General features: G+C 70.5%; 24 protein-coding genes, 1 pseudogene and 1 riboswitch. Of the genes and pseudogenes, 7 read left to right on the top strand and 18 right to left on the bottom strand.

What is annotated here, in order from left to right:
- Positions 1–17: 17 nt before the first annotated feature.
- Positions 18–779, bottom strand: coding sequence for a TioE family transcriptional regulator (locus tag ACGH7X_RS27315; protein ID WP_399889303.1), 762 nt, complete (start codon positions 777–779; stop codon positions 18–20).
- 58 nt (positions 780–837) lie between these two features.
- Here ACGH7X_RS27315 and ACGH7X_RS27310 point away from each other — a divergent pair, with 58 nt between their 5' ends.
- Complete coding sequence (locus tag ACGH7X_RS27310) at positions 838–2,040, top strand: erythromycin esterase family protein (RefSeq protein WP_399889300.1); 1,203 nt, start codon at positions 838–840, stop codon at positions 2,038–2,040.
- An 18-nt stretch (positions 2,041–2,058) separates the two neighbouring features.
- Here ACGH7X_RS27310 and ACGH7X_RS27305 read toward each other — a convergent pair whose 3' ends face one another.
- The 9 genes from ACGH7X_RS27305 to ACGH7X_RS27265 all read right to left on the bottom strand — a co-directional run bounded on the left by ACGH7X_RS27305 (position 2,059) and on the right by ACGH7X_RS27265 (position 12,071).
- Positions 2,059–2,718 carry a trimeric intracellular cation channel family protein gene (locus ACGH7X_RS27305; protein WP_399889297.1) on the bottom strand — a complete coding sequence of 220 codons (660 nt, stop codon included), beginning with the start codon at positions 2,716–2,718 and terminating at the stop codon, positions 2,059–2,061.
- A 70-nt stretch (positions 2,719–2,788) separates the two neighbouring features.
- Positions 2,789–4,105 carry an ABC transporter ATP-binding protein gene (locus tag ACGH7X_RS27300; protein ID WP_399897380.1) on the bottom strand — a complete coding sequence of 439 codons (1,317 nt, stop codon included), beginning with the start codon at positions 4,103–4,105 and terminating at the stop codon, positions 2,789–2,791.
- Between the two features lie 35 nt (positions 4,106–4,140).
- A complete protein-coding gene (locus ACGH7X_RS27295) occupies positions 4,141–5,238 on the bottom strand; it encodes an ABC transporter ATP-binding protein (RefSeq protein ID WP_399889294.1) in 1,098 nt (365 codons plus the stop codon).
- The gene (locus tag ACGH7X_RS27290; RefSeq protein WP_399889291.1) at positions 5,235–6,233 is read right to left on the bottom strand and encodes an ABC transporter permease; all 999 of its coding nucleotides are present in this window, start codon (positions 6,231–6,233) and stop codon (positions 5,235–5,237) included. Before ACGH7X_RS27290 ends, ACGH7X_RS27295 begins: the two co-directional genes overlap by 4 nt.
- A gap of 108 nt (positions 6,234–6,341) precedes the next feature.
- Positions 6,342–8,141 (bottom strand): ABC transporter substrate-binding protein, encoded by a 1,800-nt coding sequence (locus ACGH7X_RS27285; RefSeq protein WP_399889288.1) that lies wholly within the window; start codon positions 8,139–8,141, stop codon positions 6,342–6,344.
- 70 nt (positions 8,142–8,211) lie between these two features.
- The gene (locus tag ACGH7X_RS27280) at positions 8,212–9,219 is read right to left on the bottom strand and encodes an ABC transporter permease (RefSeq protein ID WP_399889285.1); all 1,008 of its coding nucleotides are present in this window, start codon (positions 9,217–9,219) and stop codon (positions 8,212–8,214) included.
- Between the two features lie 315 nt (positions 9,220–9,534).
- On the bottom strand, positions 9,535–10,332 hold the full coding sequence (locus ACGH7X_RS27275) for an enhanced serine sensitivity protein SseB C-terminal domain-containing protein (RefSeq protein ID WP_399889282.1): 798 nt from the start codon (positions 10,330–10,332) through the stop codon (positions 9,535–9,537).
- A gap of 191 nt (positions 10,333–10,523) precedes the next feature.
- On the bottom strand, positions 10,524–11,327 hold the full coding sequence (locus ACGH7X_RS27270; protein ID WP_399889279.1) for an enhanced serine sensitivity protein SseB: 804 nt from the start codon (positions 11,325–11,327) through the stop codon (positions 10,524–10,526).
- A 75-nt stretch (positions 11,328–11,402) separates the two neighbouring features.
- On the bottom strand, positions 11,403–12,071 hold the full coding sequence (locus ACGH7X_RS27265; protein ID WP_399889276.1) for an AAA family ATPase: 669 nt from the start codon (positions 12,069–12,071) through the stop codon (positions 11,403–11,405).
- Positions 12,072–12,250: 179 nt separating this feature from the next.
- Positions 12,251–12,345: riboswitch (glycine riboswitch) on the top strand.
- Between the two features lie 156 nt (positions 12,346–12,501).
- Here ACGH7X_RS27265 and gcvT point away from each other — a divergent pair.
- The 4 genes from gcvT to ACGH7X_RS27245 all read left to right on the top strand — a co-directional run bounded on the left by gcvT (position 12,502) and on the right by ACGH7X_RS27245 (position 16,855).
- Entirely contained in the window at positions 12,502–13,620 is a 1,119-nt protein-coding gene (gcvT, locus tag ACGH7X_RS27260; protein WP_399889273.1) for a glycine cleavage system aminomethyltransferase GcvT, read from the top strand.
- Between the two features lie 96 nt (positions 13,621–13,716).
- On the top strand, positions 13,717–14,094 hold the full coding sequence (gene gcvH, locus ACGH7X_RS27255; protein ID WP_053137363.1) for a glycine cleavage system protein GcvH: 378 nt from the start codon (positions 13,717–13,719) through the stop codon (positions 14,092–14,094).
- Between the two features lie 15 nt (positions 14,095–14,109).
- Complete coding sequence (gene glyA, locus ACGH7X_RS27250) at positions 14,110–15,387, top strand: serine hydroxymethyltransferase (protein WP_399889270.1); 1,278 nt, start codon at positions 14,110–14,112, stop codon at positions 15,385–15,387.
- Between the two features lie 100 nt (positions 15,388–15,487).
- Positions 15,488–16,855 carry an L-serine ammonia-lyase gene (locus ACGH7X_RS27245; protein WP_399889267.1) on the top strand — a complete coding sequence of 456 codons (1,368 nt, stop codon included), beginning with the start codon at positions 15,488–15,490 and terminating at the stop codon, positions 16,853–16,855.
- A gap of 33 nt (positions 16,856–16,888) precedes the next feature.
- Here ACGH7X_RS27245 and ACGH7X_RS27240 read toward each other — a convergent pair whose 3' ends face one another.
- Positions 16,889–17,623 (bottom strand): D-Ala-D-Ala carboxypeptidase family metallohydrolase, encoded by a 735-nt coding sequence (locus ACGH7X_RS27240; RefSeq protein WP_399889264.1) that lies wholly within the window; start codon positions 17,621–17,623, stop codon positions 16,889–16,891.
- A gap of 179 nt (positions 17,624–17,802) precedes the next feature.
- On the opposite strand from ACGH7X_RS27240, the gene ACGH7X_RS27235 reads away from it, so the two are divergent.
- Positions 17,803–18,357 (top strand): glycoside hydrolase family 25 protein, encoded by a 555-nt coding sequence (locus ACGH7X_RS27235; protein ID WP_399889261.1) that lies wholly within the window; start codon positions 17,803–17,805, stop codon positions 18,355–18,357.
- Positions 18,358–18,370: 13 nt separating this feature from the next.
- On the opposite strand, the pseudogene ACGH7X_RS27230 reads toward ACGH7X_RS27235, so the two are convergent.
- From ACGH7X_RS27230 to ACGH7X_RS27220, 3 genes and pseudogenes are all read right to left on the bottom strand, one after another.
- A pseudogene (locus ACGH7X_RS27230) lies at positions 18,371–19,078 on the bottom strand (NADPH-dependent F420 reductase); the annotation flags it as partial.
- Positions 19,079–19,201: 123 nt separating this feature from the next.
- Positions 19,202–19,414, bottom strand: coding sequence for an EF-hand domain-containing protein (locus ACGH7X_RS27225; RefSeq protein ID WP_003973534.1), 213 nt, complete (start codon positions 19,412–19,414; stop codon positions 19,202–19,204).
- A 47-nt stretch (positions 19,415–19,461) separates the two neighbouring features.
- Complete coding sequence (locus ACGH7X_RS27220; RefSeq protein ID WP_399889259.1) at positions 19,462–20,376, bottom strand: MerR family transcriptional regulator; 915 nt, start codon at positions 20,374–20,376, stop codon at positions 19,462–19,464.
- 48 nt (positions 20,377–20,424) lie between these two features.
- On the opposite strand from ACGH7X_RS27220, the gene ACGH7X_RS27215 reads away from it, so the two are divergent.
- Positions 20,425–21,063, top strand: coding sequence for a GNAT family N-acetyltransferase (locus ACGH7X_RS27215; protein WP_399889256.1), 639 nt, complete (start codon positions 20,425–20,427; stop codon positions 21,061–21,063).
- A gap of 26 nt (positions 21,064–21,089) precedes the next feature.
- On the opposite strand, the gene ACGH7X_RS27210 is transcribed toward ACGH7X_RS27215, so the two are convergent.
- From ACGH7X_RS27210 to ACGH7X_RS27195, 4 genes are all read right to left on the bottom strand, one after another.
- Entirely contained in the window at positions 21,090–21,704 is a 615-nt protein-coding gene (locus ACGH7X_RS27210; RefSeq protein WP_399889254.1) for an ADP-ribosyltransferase, read from the bottom strand.
- 102 nt (positions 21,705–21,806) lie between these two features.
- Positions 21,807–22,310 carry an ATP-binding protein gene (locus ACGH7X_RS27205; protein ID WP_399889251.1) on the bottom strand — a complete coding sequence of 168 codons (504 nt, stop codon included), beginning with the start codon at positions 22,308–22,310 and terminating at the stop codon, positions 21,807–21,809.
- 306 nt (positions 22,311–22,616) lie between these two features.
- The gene (locus ACGH7X_RS27200; RefSeq protein WP_399889248.1) at positions 22,617–23,384 is read right to left on the bottom strand and encodes an enoyl-CoA hydratase/isomerase family protein; all 768 of its coding nucleotides are present in this window, start codon (positions 23,382–23,384) and stop codon (positions 22,617–22,619) included.
- A 257-nt stretch (positions 23,385–23,641) separates the two neighbouring features.
- Complete coding sequence (locus ACGH7X_RS27195) at positions 23,642–24,844, bottom strand: Ig-like domain-containing protein (RefSeq protein WP_399889245.1); 1,203 nt, start codon at positions 24,842–24,844, stop codon at positions 23,642–23,644.
- Between the last annotated feature and the right edge of the window lie 108 nt (positions 24,845–24,952).

The raw sequence follows: 24,952 nt of genomic DNA, 5'->3' as shown, positions 1-24,952 counted from the left end.
GGTACAACAGGAAACTACTAAGCGGTAGCTTTCTCGGCCGCTCCCCGGCCGCCGGCCCGTTCCCGCTCGCACAGGTACGCCTCCAGTGCCACCGCCCCGCCCAGCATCGCCCGGCCGCGGGCGGACACGCGGTCGTGCCACTCGCCAAGGGCCGCCTCCAGCGGCTCCCGTCCCCCGGCCGACCGTACCCGGGTGATCACGGTCGCGATCCGCTCCAGCGGATAGCCGCCCCGCCTGAGCTGGTGGGCGAGGCGGGCGTCCCGTACGTCGGCCGCGTCGTAGCGGCGGTATCCGGTCACCGGGTCGCGACGTGGGCGCACCAGGCCGGCCCGCTCCCACTTGCGCAGGGTCGCGGGCCGGATGCCCAACTCCCCCGCGAGCGCCCCGATGAACCCACCCGCCGACCCCGGCACACCCGCGGCGGCCTCGGGCACCAGGTCCCGCAGCGCACCCTCCACGGCCTCCAGCGTCCGCCGGTCGTCGAGCAACTGCGCGTGGCTCTCGTCGATCAGCCGGAGCGCCTCGTCCACCGCGCCCTCGTTCACGCCCCGCATCACCGAAGCCGCCGTCCGGTGCCCGTGGCCCGCCACCAGGGCGAGGAACGCGTCCAGGGCCCGGGCGTGCAGCGGGGTGTAGGCGCGGTAGCCGTGGGCCGTGCGAGCGGCGGCCGGGAGGATGCCGGCCTCCTCGTAGTTCCTGACCGCCTGCGCCGACAGGCCGTGCGCGCGGGCCAGATCGACAGGCCTGAGTCTTCCCGCACTTTTAAGGTTGGCGGCCAAAGTTCCCACCCTCCCGCGGCAAAGTTTCAACCGAGAGTTCAACGATACCGTTTAAGGCATGGCTGAACGCATCCAGGACATCGCCCATCCCCCGGACGCCGCCGCCGTCATGCGGCTGCTCCCGGCCCGGCCCCGGCTGCTCGCCCTGGGCGAGCCCACCCACGGCGAGGACGCTCTGCTCGACGTGCGCAACGACGTCTTCCGGCAGCTCGTCGAGCAGGAGGGCTACCGCACGATCACGATCGAGAGCGACTGCCTGATGGGGCTGGTCGTGGACGACTACGTCACCTCGGGCACCGGCACCCTCGACGAGGTCATGGCGCGCGGGTTCAGCCACGGCTTCGGAGCGAGCGCGGCCAACCGGGAGCTGGTGCGCTGGATGCGCGCGTACAACGAGGACCGGCCCACGGACGAGCGGGTCCGCTTCGCCGGTTTCGACGGCCCGCTGGAGATCACCGGCGCCGCGAGCCCCCGGCAGGCCCTCACCGCGCTCCACGGCTACCTCTCCGCCGGGGTGGACGCCGCCCTGCTCCCCTGCACCGCGGAGACGCTGGAGCACCTGCTCGGCGCCGACGACCGGTGGACCGAGCCCGACGCGATGACGGACCCGGCCCGGTCCGTGGGGCGGTCGACCGAGGCCGGGGAGCTGCGGACGTTCGCCCACGACCTGGGGTCGCTGCTCGACGAGCAGACACCGCACCTGCTCGCGGCGACCTCGCGCGAGGACTGGGACCGGGCTCACCTGTACGCACGCACCGCGACGGGCCTGCTCAGCTACCACTACTGGATGGCCGACACCTCCCGGGGCCGCATGAACCGGCTGCTGGGGCTGCGGGACCGGATGATGGCCGACAACCTCCTCGCGCTCGCCGCCCGGGGCCCGGCACTCGTCCACGCCCACAACTCCCACCTCCAGCGCGAGAAGAGCTCCATGCGGATGTGGCAGGGGCCGGTGGAGTGGTGGAGTGCCGGCGCGCTGGTGAGCGCCCGGCTCGGCGGGGAGTACGCCTTCGTGGCCACGGCGCTCGGCACGATCCGGCACCAGGGTGTGGACACGCCGCCGGCGGACACCGTCGAGGGGCTCCTGTACGCGCTCCCGGAGGACCCCTGCGTCATCGACGCCGGGCGGCTGGCCGACTCCCTCGGCGACCCGCGGCCCGCACCCCGCGTCTCCACCTGGTTCGGCTACGCCCCGCTCGACCCCGCCCATCTGGACACGGTCGACGGCGTCGTCTTCGTCAAGGACATGCCGCGGCCATAGCCTCTGGCGGGAGCCGGCTCAGTCCCCCTCCACTACCGTCGAGCGCCGGTTCCAGGCGCGTGGCGCACGCCAGTGGAAGCGCAGGGCGAGCAGCCGCAGTACGAAGGCCGTGACGACCGCCAGTCCGCTGGTGAAGGGAGTGAGCGCCTCGTAGCGGATGCACAGGGCGACCATCGCGGAGCCGACGATCGCCGGGACGGCGTAGAGGTCGCGGTCCCAGCGCAGCAGTGAGGGCACCTCGTTGGCGAGCACGTCGCGCAGGACGCCGCCGCCCACCGCGGTGGTCAGGCCCAGACAGGCGGAGGCGGTCAGGCCGAGCCCGTAGTCGTACGCCTTGGTGGTGCCGGCGACGCAGAACAGGCCGAGCCCGGCCGCGTCGAAGATGTTCACGCCACTCTGGAGGCGCTCCACGTGGGGGTGGAGGAAGAAGACCAGCACGGTGGCGAAGAGGGGGGTGATGAAGTACCCCAGGTCCGTGAAGGCCGCGGGCGGCACGGCGCCGATGACCAGGTCCCGGAACAGTCCGCCGCCCAGCGCGGTGACCTCGGCGAGGACGGCGATGCCGAAGACGTCGAAGTTCTTGCGCACGGCGAGCAGCGCGCCCGAGATGGCGAAGACGAAGATGCCGATCAGATCGAGCGTGTGCTGCACGGTGGGGCTGAAGAGTTGCTCGTACACCCTTCTATTCTTACCTGCCGATGAACCCCTGCCTTACAAACGAAGGCAGGGGCTCACTGGCGAAGGCAGGTCACTTCTCCTTCGCGTCAGGCTCCTCGTCGGAGTCCGGGGCGTCGGAGTCCGGGGCGTCGACGGCCGGAGCGTCGACGGCCGGAGCGTCGACGGCCGGGGCGTCGGAGTCCGGGGCGTCACCGTGGGCACGCTCGGCCTCGACCTCCGCGGCGACCGCAGCCGAGGTCGCGGCGGACTCCGCCAGGGCGTCCTCCGACACCAGCTCCGCCGCCTCCTTGGCGACGGTGAGCAGGACGACGTCCTGCGGGGCCTGGTCCTCGAAGTTCTCCGGGTGGTGGCAGGCCACCTGCTGGCCCGGCCGCAGCTCCTTGAGCGGCGGCTCGGTGGTGGTGCAGATCTGCGTCGCCTTCCAGCACCGGGTGTGGAAGCGGCAGCCGCTCGGCGGCGCGATCGGCGAGGGCACGTCGCCCTTGAGGAGGATGCGCTCGCTCTTGACGCCGCGCCGTGCCGGGTCCGGGATCGGGACGGCCGACATCAGCGCCTTGGTGTACGGGTGCATCGGCGTCTTGTAGAGCAGGTCGCGGTCGGCCAGCTCCATGATCTTGCCGAGGTACATCACCGCGATGCGGTCCGAGACGTGCCGGACGACGGACAGGTCGTGCGCGATGATCACGTACGTCAGGCCCAGCTCGCTCTGGAGGTCGTCGAGCAGGTTGACGACCTGGGCCTGGATCGACACGTCGAGCGCGGAGACCGGCTCGTCGGCCACGACCAGCTTCGGGTTGAGCGCGAGCGCGCGGGCGATCCCGATGCGCTGGCGCTGGCCGCCGGAGAACTCGTGCGGGTAGCGGTTGTAGTGCTCGGGGTTGAGACCGACCACCGACAGCAGCCGCTGCACCTCCTTCTTGACCCCGCCCTCGGGCTGGACGCCCTGGAGCTTGAAGGGAGCGCTGACGATCGTGCCGATGGTGTGGCGCGGGTTCAGCGAGGAGTAGGGGTCCTGGAAGATCATCTGCACGTCGCGGCGCAGCGGACGCATGCCGCCGACCCCGAGGTGGGTGATGTCCTTGCCCTGGAACTCGACCTTGCCCGCGGTCGGTTCGAGGAGCCGGGTGATCAGCCGGCCCATGGTCGACTTTCCGCAGCCCGACTCGCCCACGACGCCCAGCGTCTCGCCGGCCCTGACCTCGAAGTCGATGCCGTCGACGGCGCGGACCGCGCCGACCTGGCGCTGCAGCAGGCCCTTCCTGATCGGGAAGTGCTTCTGCAGCCCGGTCACCTTGAGCAGGGTGTCGCCGGGCGCCGCGTCCTTGGTGAGGGTCGCGGTCCCGCCGGCCTTCTCCTGCGTGCCGTCGCTCTGCGCGGGGATGGCCACCGCCGCGTCGTTGGCTTTGTCCTTGGCGTTGTCGCTCACAGCTTCGGCGCAATCTCTTCGGTCCAGATACGCTCCCGCTGCTCCTGCGACATGTGGCAGGCGGCCCAGTGCTTGCTGCCGACCTCGGTCAGCTCGGGGCGGACCGTGCGGGTGACGTCGTCCTTGGGCACGTCGGCGTACGGGCAGCGCGGGTTGAAGGCACAGCCGGACGGGAGGTTGATGAGGGAGGGCGGGGAGCCCTTGACCGGGATCAGGCGTTCCTGCTGGTCGCGGTCGAGCCGCGGCATCGAGCCGAGCAGGCCCCAGGTGTAGGGGTGCCGGGGCTCGTAGAACACCTTCTCCGCCGGACCGCGCTCGACGCACCGGCCGCCGTACATCACCAGGAGGTCGTCGGCCAGCTCGGCGACGACGCCCAGGTCGTGGGTGATGACGATGACCGCGGAGCCGAACTCCTTCTGCAGGTCCCGGATGAGGTCGAGGATCTGCGCCTGGACGGTCACGTCCAGGGCGGTGGTCGGCTCGTCCGCGATGAGCAGCTCGGGGTTGTTGACCAGCGACATCGCGATCATCGCGCGCTGGCGCATACCGCCGGAGAACTCGTGCGGGTAGCTGTCCACCCGCTTGTCCGGCTGCGGGATGCCGACGCGGTCGAGCATCTCCACGGCGCGGCGCTTGGCGGTCTTCTTGTCCACCTTGTGGTGGATGCGGTACGCCTCCACGATCTGCTGCCCGATCGTGTAGTACGGGTGCAGCGCGGACAGCGGATCCTGGAAGATCATCGCCATCTCCCGGCCGCGCAGCCTGCGCACGTGGTCGGGGTCGGCGGACAGCAGCTCGGTGCCGTCCAGCCAGATCTCGCCGGATATCCGCGCCTTGCGCTTGCCGTACTGGCCGGCGGTGTGCAGACCCATGATGCCGAGCGAGGTCACCGACTTGCCGGAGCCGGACTCGCCCACGATGCCGAGGGTCTTGCCCTTCTCCAGCTGGAAGGAGAGCCCGTCGACGGACTTGACCAGGCCGTCGTCGGTCGGGAAGTGGACCTTGAGGTCGCGTACTTCCAGGAAGGCGGTCGGCGCGGGCGAGGTGGCGGTGGGCTCGCCCACCGCTGCCCCGCTCTTGCTCAGTTCGGTCATGCGAGCCTCACTCGGGGGTCGATCACGGCGTACAGGACGTCCACCACGAGGTTGGCGATCAGCACCGCGAGAGAAGTGATCAGTACGACGCCCAGGATAAAGGGCAGGTCGTGGTTCTTGATCGCGTCCAGCACCTTCTGGCCGAGGCCGGGCAGGCTGAACGTGGTCTCGGTCAGGATCGCGCCGCCCATCAGGGCGCCGAGGTCCATGCCGAGCATGGTGAGCAGGGGGGTCAGGGTGGACCGCATCGCGTGCTTGCCGATGACGACCTGTTCCTTGAGGCCCTTGGCCCGCGCGGTGCGGATGTAGTCCTCGCCGAGGATCTCCAGCATGGTGGCGCGGGTGATCCGGGCGTACATCGCGGCGTACAGGAAGGCCAGGGTGACCCAGGGCAGGATCATGCCGCCCAACCATCCGGTGAAGCTCTCCTCGAGCGGCACGAACTCACCGTTGATCCAGCCGAGGCCGTAGGAGAAGATCGCCAGGCTGAGCAGACCGGTGAAGTAGATGGGGAGGGAGACACCCGCCAGGGCGACGACCATCGCACCGCGGTCCCACAGCGTGCCGCGCTTGAGGGCGGAGAGCACGCCGGCGGCCACGCCGAAGATCAGCCACAGCACGGCGGCGCCGAGCGCGAGAGCCAGGGTCACCGGGAAACGCTCGGTCAGGACCGGCCAGACGGACTGCTCGGTCTTGAAGGAGTAGCCGAAGCAGGGCGCGGCGCAGTTGGTCACGTCACCGCCGGCCGCGTAGGTGCGACCCGCGAAGATGCCCTTGAAGAACTCCCAGGCCTGAACGAGGACCGGGTCGGCCAGACCCAGCTTCTCCCGCACACCCTCGACAGCGGCGGGGTCCGCCTGCTTGCCGACGAAGTTCAGGGCGACGTCGACGCCCGCCCACTTGGGGACGAGGAAGAAGATGCCGAAGACCACCAGGATGATGACCACGAGCATCACAGCGGCGGCGAAGAGCCGCCTGATGAGGTAAGCGAGCACGGGTTGCGGCCCGCTGCGTACCGCGGGCCGCCGGAGGTCTTCCGGCGGCCCGCGGTCACGCCGCGCCGGCCTTCACCTGCCTTTCGTGCCGTACGGCGGGTGTACCGGTTACTTCTTGGGGTTCTTCAGGCCGATGTTGACGAAGTCGTACATACCGCTGTAGGCGTCGGTGGTGTACACGTTCGCGATGTTGCTGGAGCGCCAGTTGATGAACTTCTCGAAGACGAAGGGCAGGTAGTACGCGCCCTCCATCACCTTGTGGTTGATCTCCGTGGCGATCTTCTTCTTGCCCGCGTCGTCCGTCGCCTTCAGGTAGTCGGCGAAGAGGCCGTCGATCTTCGGGTCGTCGATCATCGCGAAGTTGTTGTTCGCGCTGTCGAGGATGTAGTCGCTGTGCCACAGCGGCAGACCGTAGCCCTGCACGGACGGGAAGTCCGGGCCCCAGCCCATGATGATGATGCCGTAGCCCTTCTTGGCCACGTTCGTCGGGCTGCCGATGACGCTGGCGTACTGCGAGCCGTCGTACTGGTCGATCTCGGCCTCGATGCCGACCTTCTTCAGCGAGGCCTGCATGGACTCGGCCGTGGCGACCTCGACCGGCTTGTTGTTACGGACGGCGATGGTGGTCTTGAAGCCGTTCGGCTTGCCGCAGGCCTTCAGCTCTTCCTTGGCCTTCTCGACGTTGCCGCTCTTGTTGGCGCCGGAGATCTCGTACGGGTCGTACTTCTGGCCCTCGGAGCCCGGGACGGCGGGCGGCAGCATGTTGGTGCCGATGTCGCCGCCGGCGATCGGGCCGCCGCGCGCGGTCTGCAGCGAGACGTGGTCGGCGCCGTAGATCACGGCCTTGCGGCAGTGGATGTTCTCGAACGGCTTCACGTTCTGCGGGAACGAGGCGTACCGGATGTAACCCGAGATCGGGTTGTCCAGGTTCTCCTTGTGCTCCTTCAGCGCCGTGGTACGACCCTGCGGGGACAGACCGGTCTGGGCCAGGTCGATGTCGTAGTCGCCGGCGATCAGGCGGGCGTCCAGGTCGTTGGCGTTGGTGAAGAACTTGATCGTGACCTTGTCCGGGTACGCCTTGCGGACCGGGTCCGAATCCTGCTTCCACTCGGTGTTGCGGACCAGGGTCAGGTCCTTGCCGGGGTTGTAGGACTCGAACTTGTACGGGCCCGAGGAGAACGGGTGCAGGCCGTACTTGGACTTGGTGTCCTTGTCCTGGCGGACCGGGGACGCCGAGGTCAGCGCGAGCATCTCCTCGAAGTCCGAGTTGGCCTGCGGCAGGTGGAAGACGATGGTCTTGTCGTCCGGCGTCTCGATCGCCTTCAGGCCCAGCTTGTCCGCGGACTTGTCCTTGTACGGGCCCTTGTACTCGTCCTTGGGGTCGAGCACCTCCTTGAGGTACGTCGGACCGCCGGACAGCACGTCCTGCGCCCAGACGCGCTCGATGCCGTACTTGACGTCCTTGGAGGTGATCGGCTTGCCGTCCTCCCAGGTGACGCCGTCACGCAGGGTGTACGTGTAGGTCTTGCCGTCGTCCGAGACCTTGGCGACGTCGGTGGCGAGGTCCGGAGTCGTCTCCGCACCGGCGGCGCCCGGCTCCGTCTTGTTCGTGACGAGCTGGCGGCTGTAGTAGCGGGAGAAGTCCCACATGAAGCCGTAGTAGCCGCGCGTGGTGTCCCACGAGTCGGCGTCCTGCGTGCTCGCGAACTTCAGCGTCCCGCCCTTCTTGGCCTCGGAGGCCTGGGCGACCTTGTTGTTGGCGGCGTCGAAGCCGGCCGCGCCGTTCTTCGAACCGCCGCCGCTGTCGTCGTCGCCGCCGCCGCACGCCGCCGTGGTCAGCAGCGCGGCGACCACTGCGGCAGCGGCCAAAGCCTGCTTGCGCCGCCCTGAGGTGCGTTGGGTAGTCACGATCTCGGATCCTCCGGATTAGATGAGAGACCCCGTGCAGGTGCCACGGGTCGCTTTGCGGTACGGCAGGTCAGCGGGAGCCCTTGGGGTCCAACGCGTCGCGCACGCCGTCGCCGAAGAGGTTGAAGGCAAGAACGGTGATGAAGATCGCCACACCGGGGACCACCATGTACATGGGGTCCGACTTGTAGTAGTCGATCGCGCTCGAGAGCATCTGCCCCCAGGACGACGTGGGCGGCTTGACGCCCACGCCGAGGAAGCTGAGCGCCGCCTCGGTGAGGATGTTCGTGGGGATCATCATCGTCGTGTAGACGATGATCGGCGCCACCAGGTTGGGCAGCAGCTCCTTGAACAGGATGTAGAACCGTCCGGCACCCAGGGATCTCGCCGCCTCGACGTACTCCCGCTCGCGCATCGAGAGTGTCTGGCCGCGGACCACCCGGCCGATGTAGGGCCAGCCGAAGAAGCCGATGACCACGATCATCATGAGCAGGCGCACGCCCGTACCGCTCAGCCCCAGCATGGAGTCCGGCATCACGGAGACCAGCGCGATGATGAAAAGGAGCTGCGGGAAGGCCAGCAGGCCGTCCATGATCCGGCTGATGAGGGAGTCGACCCAGCCGCCGAAGAAGCCGGCCAGGACACCGAGGACGGTGCCGATGACCACGGCGACCATCGCGGAAAGGAAGCCGACGAGCAGTGAGATGCGCGCGCCGTGAACGATGCGGGCGAAGATGTCACGGCCGTTGACCGGCTCCACGCCGAGCCAGTGCTCGCCGCTGACGCCGCCCAGGGACCCCGTGGGGGTGCCGAACAGCGGGTCGATCATGTCCTCGTTGTAGGCGTTGGGCTCCTGCCCGTAGAGAGAGGTGATCAGGGGCGCCAGCACGGCGACCAGGACGAGGAGCAGCACCACGACGCCGCCCGCGAGGGCCAGCCTGTCCCTCTTCAGGCGCTCCCAGGCGATCCGGCCCAGGGAGCGCCCTTGTACCGACTTGGCCTCGGCTCCGGCGACCGCGGCTTCCTCTGCCGCACTCGGGGCCGCTTCCGCGGTCGGCTCGTGCAATGGTGCCGTCATCTGGCAGGGACCCCTCTCAACCGGCGGTAGCCGGCCCGCACTTGCCGCTGTAGCGGCGTGATCAGTCCGTCGTACAAAGAGGCGAGCATCCACCCCTTGTTGCGGGAGTCTTCAACGCTTTGGCGATCTGTAGCCAGACTTGACGGGGAATGGATGCGCAACCGTGATGCTGTTTGAGGTGTTCCGTTATCCGGACAGTGGGTAACGGGGGCCGGACAGGGGCGAGTTGGGACATCGGGGACAAGAGGGTGCTTTACGCCGTCATCTACGCGCGAAGATCGCCTCTGATGACCGGGCCGCCGGACCCCGCGTCCGTCAGTACCGGCTACCGGCCGGAGGGTATCCGTACCCGCCCGCCGGAGCTTGGGCGGGGGCGGCCACGTGGGCCTCGCGGTCGTAGAACGGACGCGCGTTCGCCCGCAGCCACATGGCGACCGGGTCGTGGACGTCGGTCATCGCCACCGTCGACACCGGCAGCCCGTCCGGTACCGCGCCGACGGACTGCTGCATCATCGCGCGCACCGCGTCGACGGCCGGCGGGGAGGTGTCGTACACGTCCAGACCGATGGCCAGATACGGCGCCCCCAGCGCCGGCTGCACCCAGGCGCGGCGCAGCGCGCGGACCGCGGGGGTGCGGTGGGCGTTCTGCGCGAGCAGGGCGTAGAACTGGGGGATCTCGATGGCCGGATCGGACAGGCGCAGGGGCCCGGCGGCCTGACGGTCCAGGCCGGAGGCGATGCGGCGCAGGTCGAGCCAGGGGATGCCGACGCCGCCGCCGGGTGCGTGCGGGTTGAGCCAGAGGCCGTAGTGGTCCGGGTACAGGGCCCGGGCCACCTCCAGACCGTCGACCACCTCGTACGACCGGTTCCAGCCGCTGGCGGACAGTTCCTGGGCGGAGGTGACGCAGGGCGCGTAGCCGTGGCCTTCGACCTCCATGTTTCCGTACTGGGCGTCCGGGGAGCCGGCCTGGCCGTGCCACAGCAGCATCCAGACCTGGCCGGAGGTGGGGGTGGCGAGTGCGCGCAGCAGGGCCTCGTAGGCGTCGTAGCGCCCGGGCGTCACCTGGCGCAGCATGTGCTCGACCTGCCCGGTCGTGGTGCCGCTGGCGCTCACGCGTATCGCCCCTTCGAGAAGTCCCGGTTGTGGAACCAGCTTAAGGCTCCGCCGGGTGCGGGGTGCCTATGAGCTCGGGGTGTGCTGTCCGTTGGCGGGTGCGGGTTTCGTCGTGGTTGCTCGCGCCCGCGCGGCGGAGCCGCACATGTCACAGCCCCGCGCCCCTGCGGGGGCGCTCCCGCTGAACGGCGTTACCAGTCCAGTTCGTAGAACGGCCGGACCTTCTGCCGCATCCAGTCGCAGACCGGGTCCTGGGCCGCCTCCAGGAGGACCAGGTTGACCTGCCACTTCGGCGGGGCCTTGGTGAGGGCTCGGCCGAGGGCGTCCAGGGGGAGGGCGCGGGCGTCGCCCTCCCAGTGGGTGAGTTCGACGCCGACGAACAGGGTCGGGTCGGCGGTCTCGACGGCGGCCAGGCAGCGCCGCGCGCTGCGCACGACGCCGGTGGCGGCGAACTCGGCGGAGGCCGCGGCCAGGAAGTCCACCGGGTCGTCCTGCCAGTCCGGCTCGAAGAGGCGGACCCGGCCGCCGGACGCGGGCCCGTCCAACTGGGTGCGCCCGGCCCGGCACAGCTCGGCCACGGCCGGCGGCGGCAGCGGGACGCCGACCACGCCCTCCGGGTTCACGGCGATGCCGACCTGCGGGGGCAGGCCGCGGGCGAACTCCGCGGCGGGGGCGACGGTGTAAGCCATCTGCGGCCCGGCGACCTGGCGAAGCTGTTGCTCGGAGCTGAAGACCGGCACATAGGCCTGGCCGTCGATCTCCAGGGAGGGCAGGTCGAGGGGGCCGCTGTGCGGGCCGCCGCCGCCCGGCAGCGGCACCCAGACGAAGCTGCGGCCGAGGACCTCAACGATGCGGCCGCCGGCGCCGGGTACGCCGAGGGAGGCGGACAGCACCTCCTCCAGCTCGTTGCCGGGCCACCCGCCGTGCGGGTGGGGGTGTGCCTGTGCCGGGAATCCGGCGGCGAAGTCCGCCGGGAGGTCCCCTGGGAAGTCCATCTGCCTACCGCCTGCCTGGTACCGCTGTTCGTGACTGAAAGGCTAACCCGTTCGGCCCAGTGGCCCTACGGTGTGTCACCCCGTGAAGGCGATCCGGTGGAGCGTGTCGGCCGCCGCGCGGTCCAGGACGATCGCCGAGGCGCAGCCGACGGGCAGGGTGCCCGCGGTCACCGCGCGCAGCAGACGGGAGTTGGCCGTGCGGTGCCGCAGGAACGCGTACCGCGTCACGCCCCGGCCGCGCTCGCGCTGGCCGGCCAGGGCCTCGTCGGCGGCGACGTCGAGCAGCAGCAGGTGCAGGGTGCCGCCCCGGCGGCGGGCCTCGCGGGCCAGCCAGCCGCGCACCCAGGCCTGGGTGCCGCAGTCGTGCACGACGACGCCCTCGCCGGAGCGCACCGCGCGGCGCAGTCCGGCGTAGTGGGCGAGGCGGACCACGGGGCGGTAGAGCCCGTACGGGAGCAGGCGCGGCATGCGGCGGTCCCAGCGGTCGCGGGTGTCCTGGGAGTCGACGCGCCGGCCGCGCACGGTGCGCTCCATCAGCGTGGACTTGCCGCTGCCGGGCAGGCCGGTGATCACCACCAGATCCCGGGGTCCGAAGAGCAGAGCGTGCGGGCTGCGGCCGGCGCGCTCCCGCAGGTCGCGGACGACGGGCGCGGGCAGTTCGGCACACGCCTCCGGGGCCGGGGCGGCGGGTTGCTTGGGCAGCGCGAGCCCCGCGGTCGTGGCGTACGCCGTGGTCCTGTCCACCGTGATCGTCCTCCCCTGGGGCGGTTCACGAGTTCCCGTCCCGTCGAGTGTAAAGAGAAGGTAATGCGCAGGTCTCGCGTTTTCGTTCGCTTACTGCCACAAGCCGGTTACAAGAACAGCTCTGCCCAGGGATCGGCCGGGCGTGCAATGATGGCGGCGCCAACTGCATACCGGCCGTTTGAATCCGCGCGGGAGAGTCCCCGGCCGTCGCCGGGGCGCCGAAGGAGCAAGTCCCTCCCTTGAATCTCTCAGGCCCCGTTACCGCGCGGGCGAGGCACATCTGAAAAGCGGACCGCCCCCGACGGCGGTCCCACCCAAGGTGCAAGCCGCTGATCGCCGTACTCCGGTGGCCAGGGCGAACCTCTCAGGTTCCGATGACAGATGGGGAGGACCGACCTCGCCACGTCCTGTCCTGGGAGACGACCGACCGATGAGCAGTTCCGAACTCCGCCGTACCGCGCTGGATGCCACGCATCGCGCGCTCGGCGCGACGATGACCGACTTCGCCGGCTGGGACATGCCGCTGCGCTACGGCTCCGAGCGCGAGGAGCACGTCGCGGTGCGCACCCGGGCCGGTCTCTTCGACCTCTCGCACATGGGTGAGATCACCGTCACCGGCCCGCAGGCCGCCGAACTGCTGAACCACGCGCTGGTCGGCAACATCGGCAGCGTGAAGCCGGGCCGGGCCCGCTACACCATGATCTGCCGCGAGGACGGCGGCATCCTGGACGACCTGATCGTCTACCGGCTCGGTGAGACCGAATACATGGTCGTGGCCAACGCCTCCAACGCCCAGGTCGTGCTGGACGCCCTCACCGAGCGGGCCGCCGGCTTCGACGCCGAGGTGCGCGACGACCGCGACGCCTACGCGCTGCTCGCCGTCCAGGGTCCCGAGTCCCCCGGCATCCTCAAGAGCCTCACCGACGCCGACCTGGACGGCCTGAAGTACTACGCCGGGCTCCCCGGCACGGTCGCCGGCGTCCCGGCGCTCATCGCCCGTACCGGCTACACCGGCGAGGACGGCTTCGAGCTGTTCGTGAAGCCGGAGCACGCCGTGGAGCTGTGGGAGGCGCTGACCCGGGCGGGCGAGGGCGTCGGTCTCGTCGCGTGCGGCCTGTCCTGCCGGGACACGCTCCGCCTGGAGGCGGGCATGCCGCTGTACGGGAACGAGCTGACGACCGCGCTGACGCCGTTCGACGCCGGGCTCGGCCGGGTGGTGAAGTTCGAGAAGGAGGGCGACTTCGTCGGGCGTGCCGCGCTGACCGAGGCCGCCGAGCGCGCCGCTTCGGAGCCTCCCCGCGTCCTGGTGGGCCTGGTCGCCGAGGGCCGCCGGGTCCCGCGCGCCGGGTACCGGGTCGTCGCCGGCGGCGAGGTCGTCGGCGAGGTCACCTCCGGCGCCCCGTCCCCGACGCTGGGCAAGCCGATCGCCATGGCGTACGTCGACCCCGCGCACGCGGCACCGGGCACGGAGGGTGTCGGTGTGGACATCCGGGGCAGCCACGAGCCGTACGAGGTCGTGGCGCTGCCGTTCTACAAGCGCCAGAAGTAGACACTGGGCGCCGGCCCCGTCCGTCACCCCACTCCGTCACCCCACTCCACCACCCCCTTCACCAGCGACTTTCTCGCGTACAGGAGAATTCAGGCCATGAGCAACCCCCAGCAGCTGCGCTACAGCAAGGAGCACGAGTGGCTGTCGGGCGCCGAGGACGGCGCCTCGACGGTCGGCATCACGGAGCACGCGGCCAACGCGCTCGGTGACGTCGTCTTCGTGCAGCTCCCCGAGGTCGGCGACTCGGTGTCCGCGGGCGAGACCTGCGGCGAACTGGAGTCCACCAAGTCGGTCTCCGACCTGTACTCCCCCGTCTCCGGCGAGGTCACCGAGGTCAACGAGGACGTCGTCAACGACCCGTCGCTGGTGAACAGCGCCCCCTTCGAGGGCGGCTGGCTGTTCAAGGTGCGGATCACGGACGAGCCGGCCGACCTGCTCTCCGCCGACGAGTACACCGCCTTCACCGCCGGCTGAGGAGTCACGGACCGCATGTCGCTTCTGAACACACCCCTGCACGAGCTCGACCCCGACGTCGCCGCGGCCGTCGACGCCGAGCTGGACCGCCAGCAGTCCACCCTCGAGATGATCGCCTCGGAGAACTTCGCCCCGGTCGCGGTCATGGAGGCCCAGGGCTCGGTCCTCACCAACAAGTACGCCGAGGGCTACCCAGGCCGCCGCTACTACGGCGGCTGCGAGCACGTCGACGTGGTCGAGCAGATCGCCATCGACCGGGTCAAGGCCCTCTTCGGCGCCGAGCACGCCAACGTCCAGCCGCACTCGGGCGCCCAGGCCAACGCGGCCGCGATGTTCGCGCTGCTCAAGCCCGGCGACACGATCATGGGTCTGAACCTCGCCCACGGCGGGCACCTGACCCACGGCATGAAGATCAACTTCTCCGGCAAGCTCTACGACGTCGTCCCCTACCACGTCGGCGACGACGGCCAGGTCGACATGGCCGAGGTGGAGCGCCTGGCCAAGGAGAACCGGCCGAAGCTGATCGTGGCCGGCTGGTCGGCCTACCCGCGTCAGCTGGACTTCGCCGCGTTCCGCAAGGTCGCCGACGAGGTCGGCGCGTACCTCATGGTCGACATGGCGCACTTCGCCGGTCTGGTCGCGGCGGGCCTGCACCCGAACCCGGTCCCGCACGCGCACGTGGTGACGACCACCACCCACAAGACGCTGGGCGGCCCGCGCGGCGGTGTGATCCTCTCCACGGCCGAGCTGGCCAAGAAGATCAACTCGGCTGTCTTCCCCGGTCAGCAGGGTGGCCCGCTGGAGCACGTGGTGGCCGCGAAGGCCGTCGCCTTCAAGGTCGCCGCGAGCGAGGACTTCAAGGAGCGCCAGGGCCGTACGCTGGAGGGTGCCCGCATCCTGGCCGAGCGCCTGGTGCGGGACGACGCGAAGGCGGCGGGCGTCTCCGTCCTGACCGGCGGCACGGACGTCCACCTGGTCCTGGTGGACCTGCGCGACTCCGAGCTGGACGGACAGCAGGCCGAGGACCGCCTCCACGAGGTCGGCATCACGGTCAACCGCAACGCCGTCCCGAACGACCCGCGTCCGCCGATGGTGACCTCCGGTCTGCGCATCGGCACGCCGGCCCTGGCGACCCGCGGCTTCACCGCCGAGGACTTCGCCGAGGTCGCGGACGTGATCGCCGAGACGCTGAAGGCGCCCTCTCCCTTCGGGGCCGCCGACGCCGAGGCGCTCAAGGCCCGGGTGAAGGCCCTGGCCGACAAGCACCCGCTGTACCCGGGTCTGAACAAGTAGACACCGCATCCCGGGGTGGGGCGCCGCGCCCGCCACAAGCAGGCACGGCGCCCCACCCGAAGCACCACCCTCTGCACCACCCCCGTTCTGAGGAGTCCCCGTGGCCATCTCGGTCTTCGACCTGTTCTCGATCGGCATCGGCCCGTCGAGCTCGCACACGGTCGGCCCGATGCGCGCGGCCCGCATGTTCGCCCGCCGCCTGCGCAACGAGGAGCTGCTGGACTCCGTGACCTCGGTCCGCGCCGAGCTGTACGGCTCCCTCGGCGCCACCGGCCACGGCCACGGCACCCCCAAGGCGGTGCTGCTCGGCCTGGAGGGCGACTCACCGCGCACCGTGGACGTGGAGTCGGCCGACGAACGCGTCGAGACGATCAGGTCCGCGGGCCGCCTCAGTCTCCTCGGCGAGCACGAGATCGCCTTCGCCTACGACGACGACATGGTCCTGCACCGCCGCAAGGCGCTTCCGTACCACGCCAACGGCATGACCCTGTGGGCCTACGACGCGCAGGGCGCCGAGGTGCTGACGAAGACGTACTACTCGGTCGGCGGCGGCTTCGTCGTCGACGAGGACGCGGTGGGCGCGGACCGCATCGTGCTCGACGACACGGTGCTGAAGTACCCCTTCCGCACCGGCGACGAGCTGCTGCGCCTGGCCCGGGAGACGGGCCTGTCCATCTCCGCGCTGATGCTGGAGAACGAGCGGGCCTGGCGCGACGAGGACGAGATCCGCGAGGGCCTGCTGGAGATCTGGCGCGTGATGCGGGCCTGCGTGGACCGCGGCATGTCCCGCGAGGGCATCCTGCCGGGCGGCCTGAAGGTGCGCCGCCGGGCCGCGAACACCGCGCGCAAGCTGCGCTCCGAGGGCGACCCGAAGGCCCTGGCCATGGAGTGGATCACGCTCTACGCGATGGCCGTGAACGAGGAGAACGCGGCCGGCGGCCGGGTCGTCACGGCCCCGACCAACGGCGCCGCCGGCATCATCCCGGCGGTCCTGCACTACTACGTGAACTTCGTCCCCGGCGCCGACGAGGACGGCGTGGTCCGCTTCCTGCTGGCCGCGGGCGCCATCGGCATGCTCTTCAAGGAGAACGCCTCCATCTCCGGCGCCGAGGTCGGCTGTCAGGGCGAGGTCGGCTCGGCCTGCTCCATGGCGGCCGGCGCCCTCGCCGAGGTCATGGGCGGCACCCCGGAGCAGGTGGAGAACGCCGCCGAGATCGGCATGGAGCACAACCTCGGCCTGACCTGCGACCCGGTCGGCGGCCTCGTCCAGATCCCGTGCATCGAGCGCAACGGCATGGCCGCGGTGAAGGCCGTCACCGCGGCCCGGATGGCGATGCGCGGCGACGGCTCCCACAAGGTGTCCCTCGACAAGGTCATCAAGACGATGAAGGACACCGGCGCGGACATGTCGGTCAAGTACAAGGAGACGGCGCGGGGCGGGCTCGCGGTGAACATCATCGAGTGCTGAGGCGCGGGCCCGCCCGGATCCGGCTCCCCGTGGTCAGATGCCGCAGTTGGGGGCCGACCAGTACGGCGACGGGTCGAAGGCCACGTGGGTGTGGTCGTTGTGGCCGGGGTAACCCGGGCCGAGGATCTCCGAGAAGCCGTGGGTCCTGGCCTGCTGGGCGAGCCGGCAGAAGCTGGGTGAGCCGGTGAGGTCGGCGGCGTCGCCGTAGAGGTGACGGCTGGTGGCCGAGCCGCCGACCGCGTTGTTGCAGGCGCGGGAGCGGAAGCCGCTGGAGATGGTGATCGGCACGTCGCCGAGGGCGTGCCGCATCGCCTCCAGCTTCCACATCGTCTTCAGCGCGTTCGACTTGGCGGTGGCGGCGGAGACCGCGCCGCCGGACCAGTCGGAGTTGCACTTGTTGAGTTCGGCGTAGGCGAAGTGGACGGGCGTGCAGTCCGCGTCCTGGAGGGCGTAGATCTTGCTGAAGGTCGCGGGGCCCGCGACACCGTCCGCGCCCAGGCCGTACGCGGCCTGGAACTTCTTGACGGCGGCGGCGGTCCGCGCGCCGTACTGGCCGTCGTAGGAGAGCCGCTCGCCGGAGGTCACCCAGCCGGCGACCCGGATCTGGAGCTGGGTCACGTCGCTGCCGGAGGAACCCTGGGAGAGGGTCCGGTTCCAGGTGTAGCAGGAGTCGGCGTGCGCGGCGGTGGCGGTGGCTCCCAAACCGACCACCGCACCGGCCATGAGCATGACAAAAGAGAGAAGCAGACGTGACACGCGTCTGAACATCCCGGCCTCCAGACCTTTGAGCCAACCTCGGGCTGGTGCCCAGCGTGGGGCACCGCGCTACGCGCGTCAATGGCGCCCGGGGAAAGCGAAGTCGACGTTTCCGCTTCCGGCGGGGATCACCCGTGCCATCGTGGGGAATAACCAACTCGCGTCCCCCCACCGCCTCTCAGGGAGGCCCCATGCTGCGCGGCATCGACGTCAGCGCCTACCAGTCCTCCACCTACGACACCGACGGCCTGTCCTTCGTCTTCGTCAAGGCGACGGAAGGCCGTTCGTACGTCAATCCGAAGCTGGCGGCCCAGACGAAACGGGCCCGTGACGCCGGACTGGTCGTCGGCTTCTACCACTTCCTGTGGCCGGGCAACCTCACCGCCCAGGCCGAGTACTTCGTCTCCCACGCCCCCGAGCGGAAGGGCGACGTCCTCGCCGTCGACTGGGAGTCGAACGGCGAGGGCACCCACGCGAGCAACGCGGAGAAGGACAGCTTCATCAAGAAGGTGAAGGCGCTGCGGCCGGACAACCGGGTAATCCTCTACACGAACAGGAACTACTGGTTGACCGTGGACACCACCTCGTACGCGGGCGACGGCCTGTGGATCGCCGACTACGTGTCGGCGGGCAAGCCGCGCATCCAGGCCGACTGGCGTTTCCACCAGTACACCGACGACCCGGTCGACACCAATGTGGCGGACTTCTCGAGCAAGGCGGCGCTCAAGGACTGGGCCCAGCCCTGATCAGGGGGCCGGGTCAGCCCCGGAAATCCGCCGGCCGCTCCGGGGGCGCCTTCGCCAGGGCCTCGGTGACGCCCTCGACGCCCGCGCGCAGGCCGTAGACCGGGGTGCCGGGCTGCTGACGCCAGGAGTCGTCGATGCCGCCGGCGTCGACGGTGTCGAAGCCCAGCTCGTCGATCAGGGCGCGGATCTTCGCCTTGGCCGCCTCGTCGTCGCCGGCGACCGGGAGTGCCATGCGGTCGGGCGCGCCGGCCGGACGGGGGCGGTCGAGGATGTCCTGGGCGTAGGTGCCGTTGAAGGCCTTGACCACCGGGTGGCCGAGGTGGCCCTCGGTCCAGCGGCTCTCGGTGCGGCCCTCGTCCTCGATGCCCGCGATCCTGCCGTCCCGCTGCCGCGGGTAGTAGTTGCCGGTGTCGAGGACCGCGACGCCGTCGGCCGCCCCGTCGAGGACACCGGAGGACAGGTCCGGGACCCTCTTCAGCGGGATCGTGACGACCACGATCTCGGCCCCGCGCGCCGCCTCCTCCACCGTTGCCGGAGTGGCGCCGGTCTCCTCGCCCAGTGCGGTGAGCGTGTGCGGGCCGCGTGAGTTGGCGACGGAGACGTCGTGCCCGAGGGCGGTGAGCCGCCGGGTGAGGTTGCCGCCGATGTTGCCCGCGCCGATGATGCCGATCTTCATGTTGCTGACTCGCCTGGCCCTTCGGGGGTCGTGTCGTGCCGGTGAGCACCACCAACTTCCGAGCCGGGCGGGCTATTCCGCCGTCGCCCCGCCTTCACTCCCCCGCAGCAGCGTGCGCGGACGGCACAGGGGCGCCCGCCGGGTGGCCGGGCGCCCCTCGCGGTGTCGTCACTTGTTCAGGTGGGCCCAGAACTCGTCGAACGACAGCTGCTTGTCGCCGTCGAGGTCGCGGCCGGCGATGATCGCCTCGGCCACCGACTCGGTGACGTTCCAGTCGCCGCCCTGGGCGAGCGCGGTCTTGAACTCGGCCGCGGTGATGAGGCCGTCGCCGTCCGTGTCGATGCGCTCGAACTGCTTGCGTGCTTCCTCGATGTCGGCCACCGGTCCGCCCCTCGTTTCGTGCATGGGTCCTTCTGTCGCAGGTCAGATTAGCTGGCCGCCCGCGTCTCCAGCGCGGCGACCACCCACCCGAAGTGCTCCTCGTAGGCGGACGGGGGTTCCAGGCCGTTCACGATCGCGGAGAGCTCCCGATAGCGGGCAAGACGGACGTTGGTCACGGCTGTGAGGCGTTCCCGTACGACGGCCGGGTCGGCGTCGCCGATCAGCGCGCGCAGGATGCCGGCGGCCTGCGGCGAGTCCGGCGCGACGCCCTCGCGCAGCGCGTCTCCCGCGAGCTGCACCAGGCGGCTCACGAACCACAGCGAGGAGGCCGTGGGGACGTCCCGCCCCCGGTCCGTCGCGTTGAACTCGATCATCCCGCGCATCGTCGCCCGGAACTCCGGGTCCTGGATCAGCTCGGCCAGCTCCACCCAGGCGTCCACCTGCTCGGGCGTGGGGTCGTCGGGCAGGTCGGCCGCGGCGAAGCGCATTCGGGCGCGGATGTCGGGGTCCCCGGGGTCGATGCCCGCGAAGACCTCCGCCATGAAGTCCTCGATGATCCGCCGCCGTTCGGCGGTGGACAGCCGCGCCAGCTTGTTCATGAGTGTCATCTCCTCAGCGGTCGAGCCGCGTCGCGCCACGGTGGACAGCACCGCGCGGGTCACCCTCAGTGAGCTGATCTGCGCGTCCAGCGCGCTCACGTGCGCCGCCGCGACCTGCGCGACCGTGGTCTCGCCGGCCAGGACGCGGCGTACGGGGTCCAGGCCCAGGCCCAGTTCGCGCAGGGTGCGGATCAGTTCCAGGCGGGCGACGGACGCGGCGTCGTAGAGCCGGTAGCCGCCCGCGGAGCGGGTGACCGGGGGCAGGGCGCCCTCGTCGGACCAGTAGCGGATGGTGCGCACCGTGAGTCCGGTGGTCCGCGCCAGTTCGCCGATGGTCATGAGGTCGGTGCCGTCGTCGGTCATGTCTGGGAGTCTGTGCCTTCCAGTGGGTGGAGACTCAAGGAGCGCGGTGTGGCGGAGAGCCTGCGGGAGATTCTGGACGCGGCGGCGCGGGGGGTGTTCCCGCCCGCGGACGGCGGGACGAGCGTCGTGCCCCAGCGGGGCGGCCGGGACGCGGGGGTCATCGCCTTCACGGCGCACTCGGTGGTCTTCACCGACGAGGACGAGGCGTGGGTGCGCAAGACACTGGCCGCGCTGGACTGCGACCCTCTCGCCGCGACCATGAACGCCCGGTTCCTGACGGCATTCGCCGAGCGCACGGGGCGGACGACCGACACGATCGACGTGCTGCTGACCGGTGCGCCGCTCTCAGGGCGTCCGGAGGTCGCACTGGCGGAGGTCGCCGATCCGGGGCATCCCCGGGTGGTCTCGGCCCGGCGGCGGCGCGACGAGGTGCGGGTGTGGGCGGCGGACGGCGGGGTGCTGATGCTGGGCCGGGGGGTCGCCGGGCGGCTGGAGGTGGCCGTGGAGGTGGCGGAGGGGGCCCGGCACCGGGGGCTGGGGCGGCGGCTGGTGACGGCGGCGCGGCAGCTGGCCGGGGGCGAGCCGGTGTGGGCCCAGGTGTCGGCGGGGAACGCCCGCAGTCTGCGGGCGTTCCAGGCGGCGGGTTACCGGCCGGTGGGTTCGGAGGCCTTGTTCCTCCTGCCCTGAGTGGCCGGTGTCAGTGCGTCCGTGCGTCAGTGCCAGGGCTGGTAGTGCGGGTTGCTCTCGCACTCGCTCATGATCTCGGTCTTGGTCTGCTTGTCGACCGGGCAGACGCCGATGATGTACTTCCGCTGGACTCCGCCGGGGAAGGCGACCTCGACCTGGTCGGCCCACTTGTGGGTGTCGCCGATGGTCTTGTTGACGTCGATGCCGCCGGGGGCGTCGATGTAGTAGTTGTAGCCGGACTTGTACCAGGTCTTGTAGAGGTCGTGGTCGTAGGTCGTCGAGACGAACGGCGAGGGCTGGTTGACCAGGACGTACTTCTCGACGTCGTACTGGCCGTTCTGGACGTCCTTGGCGTGGAAGCCCTCTTCGAAGACGACCTGGGGGCCGCGGCTGTCGCTGCGGTAGAGGGTGCCGCAGGTGGTGCGCCAGACCGGCTCGGGGGTGATGCGGTCGACGTCGACGCCGCGGTCGGCGGCGGCCTTGGTCTTGTCGTCGAACTGGGGGCAGGCCGGGGCGGCCTTGGCGGGGGCGGCCGACGGGGCCGGAGCGGCTCCGGGGGCGGTGGCGGCGGTGGTGGCGAGGACCGCGGAGAGCGACAGGACGGCGGCGGCGGTCCGGCGGCGCAGGCGAGTGGTGATCATGCGCCTACGATCCCGGCTGCGGAGCGGTACGTTCCGGATTCTCACCCGTAGGTGGCGTGTCCGGTGAACGGGGTTGCTTTCAGCGGCAGATGGGTCCTGTGCTCATCGGTCGACGACCCGCATCTCGAACCAGGTGGTCTTCCCGCGCGGCAGCAGATCGACGCCCCACCGGTCGGACAGCTTGTCGACGAGGAAGAGGCCGCGCCCGCTGATGTCCGTCTCCTGCACCGGCATCAGGCAGGGCAGCCCCCGGGAGGGGTCGCGGACCTCGATCCGGATCCAGCCGGGGCGGCGGCGCATGTGGAGGCCGAACACGCGGGCGCCGGTGTGCCGTACGGCGTTGCCGACCAGCTCGGAGACGAGTAGGACGGCGTCCTCGGTGACCTTGGGGCCGAGCTTCCACTGGCGCAGGGCGACGACCTGGGCCAGCCGGCGGGCGGTGGCGGCGGACTCGGGGCGGGACGGTAACGGAACTTCGCGCTCCGTCGGGTTGCCGAACAGTTCCAGCGCCTTGAGCGCGCGTTCGTCCTCCACCGCCGGCGACCAGCGCGCCGCGGTCGCACGTCCGGCTCCCCGCGGCTGTTCCGTACCCTCCAGCCCCGCCATGCCCCCATCATGGCCGCCCGCGGGGGGCTCCGGGGCCGTTCCCGGGGAATACGCCCGTGCCGGGACCGGACCGGGCAGCGGTCGTTCGGCATATGCCACAGGCAGTTCGGGAGCGGATTCAGCCCCACTGACCTGCACGGACGACTCGGCCGGAGACACGCGGCGGACTCCCTCGACAAGACGCGCTTAATGGTGCGTTAAGGCTGCCATAAACCGCCCCATCGAGGGACCCGGATCAGACATCGCGTCAATTGCAAGGGTTACGACGCGACTTCGGGGTGACGCTCGCGCATCCCGCGGGGAGCGTCAGACGAACTTCGCCTTGCCGGGGCCCTCTTCCACGAAGCTGCGCATCCCGCGCTCGCGGTCCTCCGTGGCGAACAGACCGGCGAACCAGTTCCGCTCGACGGCGAGGCCCGTCTCGATGTCCGTCTCCAGACCCGTGTCGATCGCCTCCTTCGCCGCGCGCAGCGCGATGGCGGGCCCCTTGGCGAGCCGCGCGGCCCACGCGTGGGCCTGCTCGTAGACCTCGGCGGCCGGCACCACCCGGTCCACCAGGCCGAGCGTCAGCGCCTCGTCGGCCTTCACCTGACGGCCGGTGAAGATCAGATCCTTGGCCCTGGAGGGTCCGACCAGCCGGGACAGCCGCTGGGTGCCGCCCGCGCCCGGGATCAGGCCGAGCAGGATCTCGGGCTGGCCGAGCTTGGCGTTCTCCCCGGCGATGCGGAAGTCGGCGCAGAGCGCGAGTTCGCAGCCGCCGCCCAGGGCGTAGCCGGTCACCGCCGCGACCACGGGCTTGGGGATGCGGGCCACCGCCGTGAAGGAGTCCTGGAGGGCACGGGCCCGCACGATCATCGCCGCGTGGTCCATCACCTGCATCTCCTTGATGTCCGCGCCCGCCGCGAACACCTTCTCGCCGCCGTAGATGACCACGGCGCGCACGTCCTCGCGCCGGGTGGCCTCCTCGGCCAGCTCCTTCAGCCGGTCCTGGGTGGCGACGTCCAGCGCGTTCATGGGCGGGCGGTCCAGGCGCAGCGTGCCGACGCCTTCGGCGACTTCGAGATTTACGGTCATGCCCAGCAGGTTAACGGGCATTAACGGCTACGGGGCGGGTGCGGTCGCTCACACCCGGCCGGGGGTCTGGGGGTTGCCCCCAGGCAGGCACAGCACGGGCATTAACGGCTACGGGGCGGGTGCGGTCGCTCACACCCGGCCGGGGGTCTGGGGGTTGCCCCCAGGCAGGCACAGCACGGGCATTAACGGCTACGGCCCCGGTGCCGTACCTCACATCGAGGGCACCGGGGCCGTACGCCATACCTCCCTGCGAAGGCTCAGGCCTTCCACTTCTCCCAGGACATGTTCCAGCCGTTGAGGCCGTTGTCCGGGGCGATGGTCTGGTCCTCGGAGTTCTTGACCACGACGACGTCGCCGATGAGGGAGTTCTCGAAGAACCAGGCGGCCGGCGCCTTCTCGTCCCAGCCGCCGCGCACGTCGCGCAGGCCGATGCAGCCGTGGCTGGAGTTGCGGTTGCCGAAGGCGTCGCCGCCCCAGTAGTTGCCGTGGATGAAGGTGCCGGAGGTGGACAGCCGCATGGCGTGCGGGACGTCCTTGATGTCGTACTCGCCGCCGTAGCCGACGGTCTCGCCGTTCATCCGGGTCACCGCGAGCCGCTCGGTGATGACCATCTGGCCGTTCCAGGTCTCGTAGCCGGGCGAGCCGGTGGTGACGGGGACGGTCTTGACGGTCTTGCCGTCCCGCACGACCTTCATCGTGTGCTTCTTGGCGTCCACGACGGAGACCTGGCTGCGGCCGACGGTGAAGGAGACGGTCTTGGCCTGCTTGCCGTAGACGTCCTCGCGGCCTTCCACACCGTCGAGGTTGAGGTCGACGGTGACCTTGGTGCCGGCCTTCCAGTACTTCTCGGGACGGAAGTCGAGGCGGTCGTTGCCGAACCAGTGGCCCGCGACCTCGACGGCCGGCTCGGTCTTGACGGTGATGGCCTTCTCGACGTCCTCCGGGTTGGTGATGCCCCGGGTGAAGCGGATCGAGAACGGCATCCCGACGCCGACCTTCGAGCCGTCCTCCGGCGTGAAGGTGCCGATGAAGGTGTTCTTCGGCGTCAGGGTGGTGAAGCGGGAGTCCTCGGCGGCCGTGCGGCCCTCGGAGTCCTTGGCGACCGCGTGCACGGTGTACGTGGTGGACGCGGCCAGGTGGGCGGACGGCGTCCAGGCGGCGCCGTCCCCGGATATCTTCCCGTCGACCTTCGCGCCCTTGGCGTCCTTGACGACGACCTCGGTGAGCTTGCCCTTCGCGGCGCCGACCTTCAGGTCGCCGCTGGTGTCGACGGACTTGGCCCCGTTCTCCGGGGCGATGGTGACGACCGCCTCGGACTGCTTGCTCTGTGCCGCGGTGGAGTCCTTGGCCTTCTCCCCCTTGCCGTCCCCGGCCCCCGAGCCCGATCCGCCCCCACCACACGCGGTGACGGTCAGCATCAGCACCCCGAGTACGGCCCCCGCTGTCGGACGCACGTTCAACTTGTCTCCCCTCGCCGGGCCTGGTCCGGCCCGCACCCCGGTGCGCCCGCGCGCGCACCGGCGCATCGTAACCGCAGGCCAGGGGGTCGAGGGGCAGAGGAATTGTCA

The sequence above is a fragment of the Streptomyces sp. BBFR51 genome (genome assembly GCF_044591655.1).
Classification (GTDB): domain Bacteria; phylum Actinomycetota; class Actinomycetes; order Streptomycetales; family Streptomycetaceae; genus Streptomyces.
This window is presented reverse-complemented; position numbering and strand designations above follow the sequence as displayed.